Annotated in this window: 4 protein-coding genes, 1 tRNA gene and 3 rRNA genes; 1 reads left to right on the plus strand and 7 read right to left on the minus strand. The window is 65.6% G+C overall.

The features are described from left to right. Nucleotides 1-17 precede the first annotated feature (17 nt). Both MOV08_RS12845 and MOV08_RS12850 read right to left on the minus strand, forming a co-directional pair. Nucleotides 18-677: a response regulator gene (locus MOV08_RS12845; RefSeq protein ID WP_039632206.1), complete on the minus strand. Its 660-nt coding sequence runs from the start codon at nt 675-677 to the stop codon at nt 18-20. Between the two features lie 267 nt (nt 678-944). Beyond that, a complete protein-coding gene (locus MOV08_RS12850) occupies nt 945-6,467 on the minus strand; it encodes a HAMP domain-containing protein (RefSeq protein WP_078875723.1) in 5,523 nt (1,840 codons plus the stop codon). Nucleotides 6,468-6,728: 261 nt separating this feature from the next. Between MOV08_RS12850 and MOV08_RS12855 the strand changes: the two genes are divergently transcribed. Further along, nucleotides 6,729-9,389, plus strand: coding sequence for a SpoIIE family protein phosphatase (locus tag MOV08_RS12855; RefSeq protein WP_420834150.1), 2,661 nt, complete (start codon nt 6,729-6,731; stop codon nt 9,387-9,389). 95 nt (nt 9,390-9,484) lie between these two features. Here the strand turns inward: MOV08_RS12855 and MOV08_RS12860 are convergent. The 5 genes from MOV08_RS12860 to MOV08_RS12880 form a co-directional block, all read right to left on the minus strand. Continuing rightward, nucleotides 9,485-9,557, minus strand: a tRNA-Thr gene (locus MOV08_RS12860). Between the two features lie 58 nt (nt 9,558-9,615). After that, entirely contained in the window at nt 9,616-10,293 is a 678-nt protein-coding gene (locus MOV08_RS12865) for a DegT/DnrJ/EryC1/StrS family aminotransferase (RefSeq protein ID WP_039640744.1), read from the minus strand. 115 nt (nt 10,294-10,408) lie between these two features. Further along, nucleotides 10,409-10,525: ribosomal RNA gene (rrf, locus tag MOV08_RS12870) — 5S ribosomal RNA — on the minus strand. Between the two features lie 71 nt (nt 10,526-10,596). Continuing rightward, nucleotides 10,597-13,718, minus strand: a 23S ribosomal RNA gene (locus tag MOV08_RS12875). 308 nt (nt 13,719-14,026) lie between these two features. After that, nucleotides 14,027-15,555: ribosomal RNA gene (locus tag MOV08_RS12880) — 16S ribosomal RNA — on the minus strand. Together the 16S, 23S and 5S rRNA genes form the textbook arrangement of a ribosomal RNA operon. Nucleotides 15,556-15,899: the final 344 nt, after the last annotated feature.

Below are 15,899 nucleotides of genomic sequence, written 5' to 3' on the forward strand. Positions count from 1 at the left end.
CGGCCTCTTACGCCCCGTCAGCCGGTCGGCGCCCCGGCACCGGGCTCCAGGGCGTCCAGCGCCCGTCGCAGGCCGGTCAGCTTGCGCTCCAGGTGCGCGGCGGTGGCCACCGCCGCGGCGTCCGCGGACTCGTCGAGCTGTTTGGAGAGCGCCTCGGCCTGCTCCTCGACCGCGGCCAGCCGCGCGGAGAGCTCGGCGAGCAGCCCGGCGGACTCCTTGGTCTCGCCGACGCTCTGCCGGCCGCCGTCCAGTTGCAGCCTCAGCAGCGCGGCCTGCTCGCGCAGTTGGCAGTTCTTCATGTACAGGTCGACGAAGACCGAGACCTTGGCGCGCAGCACCCACGGGTCGAACGGCTTGGAGATGTAGTCGACCGCGCCGGCCGCGTAGCCGCGGAAGGTGTGGTGCGGGCCGTGGTTGATCGCGGTGAGGAAGATGATCGGGATGTCGCGGGTGCGCTCCCGCCGCTTGATGTGCGCGGCGGTCTCGAAGCCGTCCATCCCCGGCATCTGCACATCGAGCAGAATCACCGCGAAGTCGTCGGTGAGCAGTGCTTTGAGCGCTTCCTCCCCGGACGATGCCCGCACCAGTGTCTGATCGAGCGCGGAGAGGATCGCCTCCAGCGCCAGCAGATTCTCCGGCCGGTCATCGACCAGGAGGATCTTGGCCTTCTGCACCATGGCCCGTCCTCCTCGCCCCGGCATCGAACCGGACGCCGCCCCAGGGGACGACTCCGTCACGCCGCCCGTCCTTGTGCCGGTCATGGTAGCTGCACCCCGCCTGTCGCCACACCCTGTCACCGCGATGTCACTGTGCACGTAGCAGAAACGCAGCGAGAGACGAGAAGGTTCCCCGAATCCCGCGCTTCCACACGTCCACGGCCACACTCAGTCAGCACGCGATGATCCTCTTCCGGCTCCCATACTGGACGCCCGAGGGACGGCCCGTCACCTCTGGCGCATCCAGTGCTCCATGACCGACAACAGATGATCGGTGTCCACCGGCTTGGTCACGTAGTCCGACGCCCCGGAGTCGATGCTCTTCTCCCGGTCGCCCTTCATGGCCTTCGCGGTGAGCGCGATGATGGGCAGCCCGGCGAACTGCGGCATCCGCCGGATCGCCGCGGTGGTCGCGTAACCGTCCATCTCCGGCATCATGATGTCCATCAGGACCAGCACGATATCGTCGTGCTGCTCCAGCACCTCGATGCCTTCCCGGCCGTTCTCCGCGTACAGCACCGACAGGCCGTGTTGCTCCAGCACGCTGGTGAGCGCGAAGACGTTGCGGATGTCGTCGTCGACGATCAGCACCTTCTCGCCGTGGAACCCGCCCTCGAAGCCCGGGTCGACCAGGTCCTGACCGTTGCCGAGCCAGGACTCGTCCACCTGGTGGCCGGACTGCTGACCCATCGACTGCCCCATCGACGGGGACGGGTGCGGCGCACCGATCGCGCCGACCGCACCGACGGCCGGCTGGCCCGGCAGCGCGAACCGCCGCGCACCGCCCGAAACCGCCCGCCGGCGGCGCCGGTTGAGGCTCCCGCCGCCCGGCTCGCGCTGCGGCTCCTCGCTCTCCTGTCCGCCGTCCTCGACCTCGCGCGCCTCGGCGTCCAGCGCCAGCCCGCCGGCGACCAGCTGCGGGTAGCCCTGCGGCGGCAGTCCGCCCGGGTTGTGCGGCAGGTACAGGGTGAACGTCGAGCCGCGGTTGGGCTCGCTCTGGGCGTGGATCTCGCCGCCCAACAGGCGGGCGATCTCCCGGCTGATGGACAGACCCAGACCGGTGCCGCCGTACTTGCGGCTGGTGGTGCCGTCGGCCTGCTTGAACGCCTCGAAGATGACCCGCATCTTGCTCGACGCGATGCCGATGCCGGTGTCGGTCACCGAGAAGGCGATCATGGCCGCGTCCGGGTCGCGCAGCGAGCCGTGCTCCAGCAACTGCTCGCGGATGGCCACCGGGACGTCCTCGCCGGCCGGCCGGATCACCAGCTCGACGGCGCCGCTGTCGGTGAACTTCACCGCGTTGGAGAGCAGGTTGCGCAGCACCTGCAGGAGCCGCTGCTCGTCGGTGTGCAGCGTCGCCGGCAGCTCCGGCGAGACCCGCACCGAGAAGTCGAGCCCCTTTTCGGCGGTCAACGGCCGGAAGGTGGCCTCGACGTAGTCGACGAGCTGGACCAGCGCGATCCGGGTCGGGCTGACGTCCATCTTGCCGGCCTCGACCTTCGACAGGTCGAGGATGTCGTTGATCAGCTGGAGCAGGTCGGAGCCGGCGCCGTGGATGGTCTCGGAGAACTCCACCTGCTTCGGGGAGAGGTTCCCCTCGGCGTTGTCGGCCAGCAGCTTGGCGAGGATCAGCAGCGAGTTCAGCGGCGTGCGCAGCTCGTGCGACATGTTCGCCAGGAACTCCGACTTGTAGCGCATGGAGACCGCGAGCTGCTCGGCGCGCTCCTCCAGGACCTGCCGCGCCTCCTCGATCTCGGTGTTCTTCACCTCGATGTCGCGGTTCTGGGCCCGCAGCTGCTCGGCCTTCTCCTCCAGTTCGGAGTTGGACAGCTCCAGCGCCTTCTGCCGGCTCTCCAACTCCGCCGAGCGCTCGCGCAGTTGCTCGGTCAGCTCCTGCGACTGGCCCAGCAGCACCTCGGTCTTGGTGTTCACCGAGATGGTGTTGACGCTCGTCGCGATCATCTCGGCGATCTGGCTGAGGAAGTCCTTCTGGATCTGGGTGAAGGGCTGGAAGGATGCCAGCTCGATCACGCCGAGCACCTTGTCCTCGAAGAGCACCGGCAGCACGATGATGTTGGCCGGCGGCGCCTCCCCCAGCCCCGAGGCGATCTTGAGGTAGCCGGAGGGCACGTTCTCCACCAGGATCGTGCGACCCTCCTCAGCCGCCGTCCCGATCAGCGTCTCCCCCGGCCTGAACGTCGTCGGCATCTCGCCCATGGAGTAGCCGTACGAGCCCATCAGCCGCAGCTCGTACAGGCCGTCGCCGTCGGTGCCGATCTCCTGCACGTCGGGCCGCGCGGCGAGGAAGAACGCGCCGTGCTGCGCGGAGACCGCGGGCGAGAGCTCGCTCATGATGAGCGTGGCCACGTCCTTGAGGTCGCGCCGACCCTGCATCAGACCGGAGATCCGGGCGAGGTTGCCCTTGAGCCAGTCCTGTTCCTCGTTGGCTAGGGTGGTCTCCCGGAGCGTGGAGATCATGGTGTTGATGTTGTCCTGGAGCTCCAGGATCTCGCCGGCCGCGTCCACGTCGATGCGGACGTTGTGGTCGCCGAGGGTCACCGCGGCGGCGACCGCGGCGATGGCCCGCACCTGCCGGGTGAGGTTCCCGGCCATCTCGTTCACCGACTCCGTCAGGTCCTTCCAGGTGCCGGCCACGCCGCGCACCTGCGCCTGACCGCCCAGCTGGCCCTCCGTGCCCACCTCGCGGGCCACCCTGGTGACCTGCTCGGCGAACGACGACAGCTGGTCGACCATCGTGTTGATGGTCGTCTTCAGCGCCAGGATCTCGCCCCGCGCGTCGATGTCGATCTTCTTGGTCAGATCGCCCTTGGCGATGGCGGTGGTGACCATGGCGATGTTGCGGACCTGACCGGTCAGGTTGTTGGCCATGGAGTTCACCGACTCGGTGAGGTCCTTCCACGTGCCGGCGACGCCGGGCACCCGGGCCTGACCGCCCAGGATGCCGTCGGTGCCCACCTCACGGGCGACCCGGGTCACCTCGTCGGCGAACGACGAGAGCGTGGTCACCATGGTGTTGACGGTGTCGGCCAGCTGCGCGACCTCGCCGCGCGCCTCGACCGTCACCTTCTTCGTCAGGTCGCCGTTGGCGACCGCCGCCGAGACCTGCGAGATGTTCCGCACCTGGATGGTCAGGTTGTTGGCCATCAGGTTGACGTTGTCGCTGAGGTCCTTCCAGATGCCGGTGACGCCCGGAACCCGCGCCTGACCGCCGAGTTGGCCTTCCGTACCGACCTCGCGGGCCACCCTCGTGACCTGCTCGGCGAACGAGGACAGCTGGTCGACCATGGTGTTGACGGTGGTGACCAGTTCGAGGATCTCGCCCTTGGCGTCGACGGTGATCTTCTTGGACAGGTCGCCGCGTGCCACCGCCGTGGTCACCTCGGCGATGTTGCGCACCTGCGACGTCAGGTTGTTCGCCATGAAGTTGACGGACTGGGTGAGGTCCTTCCACGTCCCGCTGACGCCCTGGACCTCGGCCTGGCCGCCCAGGATGCCCTCGGTGCCGACCTCGCGGGCGACCCGGGTGACCTCCTCCGCGAACGAGGAGAGCTGGTCCACCATCGTGTTGAGGGTGTTCTTCAGTTCCAGGATCTCGCCGCGGGCGTCCACGTCGATCTTCTGCGACAGGTCACCGCGCGCGACCGCCGTCGCGACCTGCGCGATGTTGCGGACCTGCGCGGTGAGGTTGCCGGCCATGCCGTTCACCGAGTCGGTCAGGTCGCGCCAGACGCCGGCGACGCCCGGCACCTGCGCCTGCCCGCCGAGCCGGCCCTCGGTGCCGACCTCCCGGGCGACCCGGGTCACCTGCTCAGCGAAGGCGGAGAGCTGATCGACCATCGTGTTGATGGTGTTCTTGAGTTCCAGGATCTCGCCGCGTGCATCGACGTCGATCTTCTGCGACAGGTCGCCGCGCGCCACGGCCGTCGTCACCTGGGCGATCTGCCGCACCTGCGAGGTGAGGTTCCCCGCCATGAAGTTGACGGAGTCGGTCAGTTCCTTCCAGGTGCCGCTGACGCCGTCCACCCGCGCCTGACCGCCCAGCCGGCCCTCCGTGCCCACGTCCCGGGCCATGCGGGTGACCTGGTCCGCGAACGACGACAGCTGGTCCACCATGGTGTTCACGGTGTTCTTCAGCTGGAGCATCTCGCCGGAGACGTCGACGGTGACCTTCTGCGACAGGTCGCCGTTGGCCACCGCCGTCGTCACCTGCGCGATGTTGCGCACCTGCCCGGTGAGGTTGCGGAAGGCCGTGTTGACGGAGTCGGTGAGGTCCTTCCAGGTGCCGGCCGCGCCCGGCACGGCGGCCTGCCCGCCCAGTTCGCCCTCGACGCCGATCTCCCGCGCCACCCGGGTCACTTCGGAGCCGAACGCCGAGAGCTGGTCCACCATCGTGTTGACGGTGTTCTTCAACTCCAGCATCTCGCCGGCCACATCGACGGTGACCTTCTGCGACAGGTCGCCGTTGGCCACCGCCGTCGTCACCTGCGCGATGTCCCGGACCTGCCCGGTGAGGTTGCGGAAGGCGTTGTTGACGGAGTCGGTGAGGTCCTTCCACGTGCCGGCGGCGCCCGGCACCTGCGCCTGCCCGCCGAGCTGGCCCTCGGCCCCGACCTCGTTCGCGACCCGCGTCACCTCGTCGGCGAAGGTGCGCAGGGTCTCGGTCATCGTGTTGATGGTGTCGGCCAGCTGCGCGACCTCGCCGCGCGCGCTGACCGTGACCTTCTGCGAGAGGTCGCCGTTGGCGACCGCGGTGGTGACCTGCGCGATCCCGCGCACCTGCGCGGTGAGATTGCCCGCCATGAGGTTGACGGAGTCGGTCAGGTCCTTCCACACCCCGGCCACGCCGGGCACCTGGGCCTGGCCGCCCAGCTCGCCCTCCGTGCCCACCTCGCGTGCGACCCGGGTCACCTCGGAGGCGAACGAGGACAGCTGGTCCACCATCGTGTTGACGGTGTTCTTCAGCTCCAGCATCTCGCCGGCGACATGGACGGTCACCTTCCGCGACAGATCGCCCTTGGCGACGGCCGTGGTGACGAGAGCGATGTCACGCACCTGCGCGGTCAGCCGGGACGCCATGGTGTTGACGGAATCCGTGAGGTCCTTCCACGAACCGGACATTCCGCGCACCCGCGCCTGGCCGCCGAGCTTGCCCTCGGTGCCGACCTCGCTGGCCACCCGGGTGACCTCGTCGGTGAAGGCGGAGAGCTGGTCCACCAGGCCGTTGACGGTCCGGCCGACTTTCAGGAATTCACCCCGCAGGGGATGCTCCGAAGAGCTGTCCGAACTCCGCGACCGCAGGTCCATCCGCTGCTCCAGGTCGCCCTCGGAGACCGCGGAGAGCACCCGCCCCACCTCGGAGACCGGCCGCACCAGGTCGTCGACCAGGGCGTTGGACGCCTCGATGGCCGCGGCCCAGGAGCCCTCGGCCGCGCCGACCTCCAGCCGCTCCGTGAGCTTTCCCTCACGTCCGACGACCCGGCGCACCCGCGCCAGCTCACCGGTCAGATGGAGGTTGCGGTCGGCGACCTCGTTGAAGACCGCCGCGATCTCCGACATGACGCCTTCGCCGGAAACCGTGAGCCGCTTGCGGAAGTTCCCGTCCCGCATGGCGACGAGCGCGGCGAGCAGCCGATTCAATGCCGCCGCATCGACCTCAGTCGTCCCATTCGTCCGGGATCGTCCGCCTTTTGCGCGCGTGCTTGCGCCCCGCGCCGCTGCGCCAGACTCCACCGTGTCCCTCCTGCAGGGTCGACTGTTCTCTCCGGGCTCTGCCTTCATGCTTGCCCAGTGTTTCACCATGCCTCAACCAGGCCATAACAGTTCGGCAGCATCGCACACCGTCCCGATGCACGATTGGGGCGAAAGACACGTGACCGGCATCCCCGGGCCCGGCGAAGGTAAGTAACCTGGCATACGGCTTTCCATCCGCCCCGGTATTTCCCTGCGGGCGGTGGTGCGAGCACGACAGGTATTCGGAGGGGCACCACGACCATGGGGGAGCAGATCACCGACACACGCATGAGGAGACCAGTGATCACCGCGCGGGCCGCCGCCACCTTCGAGCCGGTCGGGCGCTCGGTCGCCACTGCCCGTGCCTTCGTCCGCGACACCCTCCAGGGTTGGGGCTACGCCGACGTCGTCGACGACGCCGTGGTCCTCACCAGCGAACTGGTCACCAATGCCGTGGTGCACGCCGGCACCGCCGCCGACGTGCTGTGCCTGCGCACCGACGGCGGCATCCGGATCTCCGTCGCCGACCGCTACCCCGAGCGCGAGATCCCCCTCCAGAACACCGGCCAGACCGTGGTCCACCCCGACCGCGAGGGCGGCCGCGGCCTGCTGCTGTGCGGCGCGCTGGCCGCCCGCTGGGGCGTGGAGTACACCGCCGCCCAGAAACACGTCTGGTTCCACCTCGACCTCCCCGAGCGCCCGGCCGGCACCCGTTCCGCCGGCCCCGCCCTCCCCGTGGACGCCCTGCCGGTCGCCGAGACCCGGGTCCGGGTCGCGGTCGTCCAGATCGACCGCGGCGGCTGCGTCACGTTCTGGAACGAGGACGCCCAGGACCTCTTCGGCTACGACCCCGAACAGATCATCGGCAAGCCCCTCACCGACTTCGCCGCCTGGCCGCACACCCCCGGCACCGGGACCGGCATCGCCGAGGCGCTCCAGCTCTCCCGCTGGGAGGGCTCCTACGGCATAAGGGGCGCCGACGGCCGGGTCGTTCCCGTCTACGCCTCCCATCTGCGGGTCCGCGACACCGACGGCGAGGCGTCCACGGTCTGTCTCCTGGTCCGCGACCACGAGCGCGCGATCCTGCAGAGCCCGCAGCGTCCTCCCTCCGCCGACGGCACCTCCGCGCCCGAGGGTCGGCCCACCGACCCCTTCGAGGTCTTCATCGGCTCCCCCGCCCCCGACGACCTCGACGGCCTGCTCCAGCGCACCGTCGAACGGGCCCGCGACATGCTCGACGGCGACGCCGCCTACCTCCTGCTGGCCACCGACGACGAGACCGAGCTGGAGGTGCGCGCCTCGACGGGCCTGCCCTCCGCCCGCCAGCGGTTCGCCCGCGTCCCCGTCGAGGCCGGCTCCGGGCGCTACGGCTCCGCCCGGATGCCCGCCGTCCACGAGGACCTCACCGCCGTCCCCGGTGCCGTCCCGCTGCTCGCCGGCACGGGCATGCGTTCGGTCGTCACCGTCCCGCTCAAGGTCGAGGGCCGGCTCACCGGCTCGCTGGGCGTCGCCGCCGAGAGCGCCTCCCGCTACACCAACGAAGAGGCCCTGCGCCTCCAGTTCGCCGCCGACCGCATCGCCCTCGCCGTCGAACGGGCCCGCCTCACCGAGCTGGAGAAGCTCCGCCGCGGCTCCCTCTCCTTCCTCGTCGAGGCGTCCGACCTGCTGGCCGGCACCCTCGACCGCGACCAGACCCTGGCACTGATGGCCCAGATGACGGTCCCCACCCTCGCCACCTGGTGCGCCGTCTACACCGTCGCCGACCAGACCTCGGAGCCGGAACTCTCCTACGTCCTCCACGAGGACGAGGACCGCATCGACGGCCTCAAGACCCTGCTGAAGAAGGTCGACCCGCCCGAGCCGGTCCCCACCCCCGGCGCCCGCGTCTGGACCGCCCCCGCCGACGCCGCCCACGACGCGGCGCTGCGCACCTCCCTGCGCAGCCTCGGCCTGGAGGAGTCCGCCCGCCCCTCCAAGGGGCCCGGCGCGACCCTCGCCACCGCCTCCGCGGTCGGCGGCGAGACCGTCGTCCTCCCCCTCGTCGCCCGCAACCGCGTCATCGGCATGCTCACCCTCGGCAAGCCCACCGAGGAGCACTTCCGCCAGGAGATCCTCGAACTCGCCGAGGACCTCTCCCGCCGCGCCGCCCTGGCCCTGGACAACGCCCGCCTCTACAGCGAGCGCACCGCCATCAGCCAGTCGCTCCAGCGCAGCCTGCTGCCCCCGGAGCTCCCCGACATCCCCGGCGTCGAGGCCGAGGTCATCTACCGCGCGGCCGGCGAGGGCAACGAGGTCGGCGGCGACTTCTACGACCTCTTCCCGATCCGCGACGGCGCTTACGGCTTCGCCATCGGCGACGTCTGCGGCACCGGCCCGGAGGCCGCCGCCGTCACCGGCCTGGCCCGCCACGCCCTCCGCCTCCTCGCCCGCGAGGGCTTCGGCGGCCCCGCCGTCCTGGAGCGGCTCAACGCCGCCATCCTCGACGAGGGTGCCCGCAGCCGCTTCCTGACGCTCCTTTACGGCGAACTGTGGCCGCAGGACGACGGCAGCGCGCTCCTGAAGGTGGTGTGCGCCGGCCACCCGCTGCCGCTCCGCCTCCGCCAGGACGGTTCGGTCGAGCCGGCCGCCGAGCCCCAGCCCCTCCTGGGCGTCATGGACGACCTCGAACTCTACGAACAGACCGTCACCCTCGCGCCGGGCGACGTCCTGCTGTGCGTCACCGACGGCGTCACCGAACGCCGCGAGGGCACCCGCATGCTCGGCGACGACGGCCTCACCGACGTCCTGACGACGTGTACGGGCCTCACCGCCGGCGCCGTCGCCGCCCGCGTCCTGCGCGCCGTCGAACGTTTCGCCGCCGAACCGGCCTCCGACGACATGGCCATTCTCGCCCTGCGCGTCCCCGAAATCCCCGCCGCCTAGCCCCAGTCGGGCCGGGCGGCGGGGTAACCCCCGCCCTACACGCCCCACAAATGAAAAAGTCCCCCACCAACCGGCGGGGGACTTTCCCTTATCTGAGCCCCAATACGGAATCGAACCGTAGACCTTCTCCTTACCATGGAGACGCTCTGCCGACTGAGCTATTGGGGCCGGCAACGAGATAAATACTACCCCACTCCCGCACTGTTTCCGAACCGGCCCCGCCGCCCTAGAAAGCCGGTTGCAGCAATCCCCCCAGAGCATTGCAGGCCGCCGCCATCCGCTGCACCTCACGCCGCGTCATTCCGGCATCCACCGGCAGCGCCAACGTCTCGTCGACCGCCCGCTCGGTCTCCGGCAGAAAGACATCCCGCCGCAGCCCCGGCATCCGATACACCGGCGTCTGCACCGGCACCTTGCAGCCAACTCCCTTGGCCCGCAAGGCCCGTGCGAACGCGTCGCGGTCCGGCCGCCCGTTCCCCGGCACCCGCACCACATACCGCTCATAGCCGTGCCCGGCCGCGGGCGTCGGCGTCCGCACCCCGCTCAACCGTCCGTCCAGATACCTGGCGTGTTCGCGCCGCAGCTCCGCCTCCTCCGGCCGCACCCCGGGCTCGTCCTCGACCAGCACCAACAGCCCGTGTCGCTGGCCGACTTCACGCATCCACGCCACGTCCGCCGGCCGCCCGAACCGGTGCACCGCCACCACCGCGGCGGTCTGCCGGGTCACCACATCCGCCACCGCCGCCGGATCCAGGCAGTAGCTCTCGGCATCCACATCGGCGAACACCGGCACGGCCCCCAACTCCATGACGGCCCGGGCGACTTCGGCACTGCCGTAGGCCGGCACCACCACCTCGTCACCAGCACGGACACCGGCCGACCTGAGCGTTCCCACTGTCCCCATGCCGCGGAGCATGTCCAGGACAGTTGAACGTCACGTTACGTCCAAGACTGCAAACCCCTAACAAAAAAGCTCCGGTCCCTGAACCAGAAGGTTCAGGGACCGGAGCTGAATGATAGTTCGGCGGCGTCCTACTCTCCCACAGGGTCCCCCCTGCAGTACCATCGGCGCTGAAAGGCTTAGCTTCCGGGTTCGGAATGTAACCGGGCGTTTCCCTAACGCTATAACCACCGAAACACTATGAAACACTAAACAACCGTTGGTCTGTTCGTGGCTTCAGAACCAACACAGTGGACGCGAGCAACTGAGGACAAGCCCTCGGCCTATTAGTACCAGTCAACTCCACACCTTACGGCGCTTCCATATCTGGCCTATCAACCCAGTCATCTACTGGGAGCCTTACCCCATCAAGTGGGTGGGAGCCCTCATCTCGAAGCAGGCTTCCCGCTTAGATGCTTTCAGCGGTTATCCTTTCCGAACGTAGCCAACCAGCCATGCCCTTGGCAGAACAACTGGCACACCAGAGGTCCGTCCGTCCCGGTCCTCTCGTACTAGGGACAGCCCTTCTCAAGACTCCTACGCGCGCAGCGGATAGGGACCGAACTGTCTCACGACGTTCTAAACCCAGCTCGCGTACCGCTTTAATGGGCGAACAGCCCAACCCTTGGGACCGACTCCAGCCCCAGGATGCGACGAGCCGACATCGAGGTGCCAAACCATCCCGTCGATATGGACTCTTGGGGAAGATCAGCCTGTTATCCCCGGGGTACCTTTTATCCGTTGAGCGACGGCGCTTCCACAAGCCACCGCCGGATCACTAGTCCCTACTTTCGTACCTGCTCGACCCGTCAGTCTCACAGTCAAGCTCCCTTGTGCACTTACACTCAACACCTGATTACCAACCAGGCTGAGGGAACCTTTGGGCGCCTCCGTTACCCTTTAGGAGGCAACCGCCCCAGTTAAACTACCCACCAGACACTGTCCCTGATCCGGATCACGGACCCAGGTTAGACATCCAGCACGACCAGAGTGGTATTTCAACAACGACTCCACACCAACTGGCGTTGGCGCTTCAAAGTCTCCCACCTATCCTACACAAGCCGAACCGAACACCAATATCAAGCTATAGTAAAGGTCCCGGGGTCTTTCCGTCCTGCTGCGCGAAACGAGCATCTTTACTCGTAATGCAATTTCACCGGGCCTATGGTTGAGACAGTCGAGAAGTCGTTACGCCATTCGTGCAGGTCGGAACTTACCCGACAAGGAATTTCGCTACCTTAGGATGGTTATAGTTACCACCGCCGTTTACTGGCGCTTAAGTTCTCAGCTTCGCCCCACCGAAATGGAGCTAACCGGTCCCCTTAACGTTCCAGCACCGGGCAGGCGTCAGTCCGTATACATCGCCTTACGGCTTCGCACGGACCTGTGTTTTTAGTAAACAGTCGCTTCTCGCTGGTCTCTGCGGCCACCCCCAGCTCAGACAGCAAATGTCATCACCAGAAATGGCCCCCCTTCTCCCGAAGTTACGGGGGCATTTTGCCGAGTTCCTTAACCATAGTTCACCCGAACGCCTCGGTATTCTCTACCTGACCACCTGAGTCGGTTTAGGGTACGGGCCGCCTTGAAACTCACTAGAGGCTTTTCTCGACAGCATAGGATCATCCACTTCACCACAATCGGCTCGGCATCAGGTCTCACCCTGCATGAGAGACGGATTTGCCTATCTCTCGGGCTACACCCTTACCCCGGGACAACCACCGCCCGGGCTGGACTACCTTCCTGCGTCACCCCATCGCTTACCTACTACAAGTCTGGTCCGTCGGCTCCACCACTCCCCTTCACCCGAAGGATCCAGGACGGCTTCACGGACTTAGCATCGCCTGATTCAGTATTGGGCGCTTCAAAGCGGGTACCGGAATATCAACCGGTTGTCCATCGACTACGCCTGTCGGCCTCGCCTTAGGTCCCGACTTACCCTGGGCAGATCAGCTTGACCCAGGAACCCTTAGTCAATCGGCGCAAGAGTTTCCCACTCTTGTATCGCTACTCATGCCTGCATTCTCACTCGTGAACCGTCCACAACTCGTTTCCACGGCTGCTTCACCCGGCACACGACGCTCCCCTACCCATCACAACAGGCGTTAGCCCTCATGCTGCAATGACACGACTTCGGCGGTGTACTTGAGCCCCGCTACATTGTCGGCGCGGAATCACTTGACCAGTGAGCTATTACGCACTCTTTCAAGGGTGGCTGCTTCTAAGCCAACCTCCTGGTTGTCTCTGCGACTCCACATCCTTTCCCACTTAGCACACGCTTAGGGGCCTTAGTCGATGCTCTGGGCTGTTTCCCTCTCGACCATGGAGCTTATCCCCCACAGTCTCACTGCCGCGCTCTCACTTACCGGCATTCGGAGTTTGGCTAAGGTCAGTAACCCGGTAGGGCCCATCGCCTATCCAGTGCTCTACCTCCGGCAAGAAACACACGACGCTGCACCTAAATGCATTTCGGGGAGAACCAGCTATCACGGAGTTTGATTGGCCTTTCACCCCTAACCACAGGTCATCCCCCAGGTTTTCAACCCTGGTGGGTTCGGTCCTCCACGAAGTCTTACCTCCGCTTCAACCTGCCCATGGCTAGATCACTCCGCTTCGGGTCTTGAGCATGCTACTCCAACGCCCTATTCGGACTCGCTTTCGCTACGGCTTCCCCACACGGGTTAACCTCGCAACATACCGCAAACTCGCAGGCTCATTCTTCAAAAGGCACGCAGTCACGACGCAAAGAACAAGTCTCTGCGCGACGCTCCCACGGCTTGTAGGCACACGGTTTCAGGTACTATTTCACTCCGCTCCCGCGGTACTTTTCACCATTCCCTCACGGTACTATCCGCTATCGGTCACCAGGGAATATTTAGGCTTAACGGGTGGTCCCGCCAGATTCACACGGGATTTCTCGGGCCCCGTGCTACTTGGGTGGCTCTCAAGCAAGCCGCTGACGTTTCAGCTACGGGGGTCTTACCCTCTACGCCGGACCTTTCGCATGTCCTTCGCCTACATCAACGGTTTCTGACTCACCGACCGGCCGGCAGACCGATCAAGAAAGCTCCCACAACCCCAACCACGCAACCCCTGCCGGGTATCACACGTGACTGGTTTAGCCTCATCCAGTTTCGCTCGCCACTACTCCCGGAATCACGGTTGTTTTCTCTTCCTGCGGGTACTGAGATGTTTCACTTCCCCGCGTTCCCTCCACACTGCCTATGTGTTCAGCAGCGGGTGACAGCCCATGACGACTGCCGGGTTTCCCCATTCGGACACCCCCGGATCAAAGCTCGGTTGACAGCTCCCCGGGGCCTATCGCGGCCTCCCACGTCCTTCATCGGTTCCTGGTGCCAAGGCATCCACCGTGCGCCCTTAAAAACTTGGCCACAGATGCTCGCGTCCACTGTGCAGTTCTCAAACAACGACCAGCCACCCGTCACACACCCACAAGAGGCGCTTCACCGGGGCCGGCATCGCGAAGGCTCAGACCATAGTCCGCACCCTCAGACACCCAACAGCGTGCCCGACACCCAGACCCGACCCGATCCGCGTTCCACGCCCAAAGGCAGTACTAGCGTCTCGATCGATCTCTGTGTGCCGAGTAGTCAACGTTCCACCCATGAGCTAACCACCGTCGAACATTCGCCGACGTAGTGGCTCTGGACAATCTTGCGACTGTCTAGATGCTCCTTAGAAAGGAGGTGATCCAGCCGCACCTTCCGGTACGGCTACCTTGTTACGACTTCGTCCCAATCGCCAGTCCCACCTTCGACGATTCCCTCCCACAAGGGGTTGGGCCACCGGCTTCGGGTGTTACCGACTTTCGTGACGTGACGGGCGGTGTGTACAAGGCCCGGGAACGTATTCACCGCAGCAATGCTGATCTGCGATTACTAGCAACTCCGACTTCATGGGGTCGAGTTGCAGACCCCAATCCGAACTGAGACCGGCTTTTTGAGATTCGCTCCACCTCGCGGTATCGCAGCTCATTGTACCGGCCATTGTAGCACGTGTGCAGCCCAAGACATAAGGGGCATGATGACTTGACGTCGTCCCCACCTTCCTCCGAGTTGACCCCGGCAGTCTCCTGTGAGTCCCCATCACCCCGAAAGGCATGCTGGCAACACAGAACAAGGGTTGCGCTCGTTGCGGGACTTAACCCAACATCTCACGACACGAGCTGACGACAGCCATGCACCACCTGTACACCGACCACAAGGGGGACCGTGTCTCCACGGTTTTCCGGTGTATGTCAAGCCTTGGTAAGGTTCTTCGCGTTGCGTCGAATTAAGCCACATGCTCCGCTGCTTGTGCGGGCCCCCGTCAATTCCTTTGAGTTTTAGCCTTGCGGCCGTACTCCCCAGGCGGGGAACTTAATGCGTTAGCTGCGGCACGGACGACGTGGAATGTCGCCCACACCTAGTTCCCAACGTTTACGGCGTGGACTACCAGGGTATCTAATCCTGTTCGCTCCCCACGCTTTCGCTCCTCAGCGTCAGTATCGGCCCAGAGATCCGCCTTCGCCACCGGTGTTCCTCCTGATATCTGCGCATTTCACCGCTACACCAGGAATTCCGATCTCCCCTACCGAACTCTAGCCTGCCCGTATCGAATGCAGACCCGGGGTTAAGCCCCGGGCTTTCACATCCGACGTGACAAGCCGCCTACGAGCTCTTTACGCCCAATAATTCCGGACAACGCTCGCGCCCTACGTATTACCGCGGCTGCTGGCACGTAGTTAGCCGGCGCTTCTTCTGCAGGTACCGTCACTCTCGCTTCTTCCCTGCTGAAAGAGGTTTACAACCCGAAGGCCGTCATCCCTCACGCGGCGTCGCTGCATCAGGCTTTCGCCCATTGTGCAATATTCCCCACTGCTGCCTCCCGTAGGAGTCTGGGCCGTGTCTCAGTCCCAGTGTGGCCGGTCGCCCTCTCAGGCCGGCTACCCGTCGTCGCCTTGGTGAGCCACTACCTCACCAACAAGCTGATAGGCCGCGGGCTCATCCTTCACCGCCGGAGCTTTCCACACGGAGATCATGCGACCCCGTGTCATATCCGGTATTAGACCCCGTTTCCAGGGCTTGTCCCAGAGTGAAGGGCAGATTGCCCACGTGTTACTCACCCGTTCGCCACTAATCCCCGACCGAAGCCGGTTCATCGTTCGACTTGCATGTGTTAAGCACGCCGCCAGCGTTCGTCCTGAGCCAGGATCAAACTCTCCGTGAATGCTTACCGGCCTGCGTTTAATTAAAAACTGCCGGTATCAACACTCGCGTTGAGCGGAACCACAAGGAGGAATAATCCTCGCGGTTCACAGCGTCCTCGCTGTGCGCCTCCCAAAGCTATTGGAAGGACTTTTCAAAGGAACCTCATCTCCATGACGGAGACGGGGTATCAACATATCTGGCGTTGACTTTTGGCACGCTGTTGAGTTCTCAAGGAACGGACGCTTCCTTCGGCCACCCTCTCGGGCTTCCTCCGGGCGCCTCCCTTCGGTCTTGCGTCTCCGACTCTATCAGATCCTTTCGGCTCCGATTTTCGCCGGTGCGATTCGGCCTTTCGGCTTCCTC

It is taken from the genome of Streptomyces yunnanensis (genome assembly GCF_029011865.1).
Taxonomy (GTDB): domain Bacteria; phylum Actinomycetota; class Actinomycetes; order Streptomycetales; family Streptomycetaceae; genus Streptomyces; species Streptomyces yunnanensis.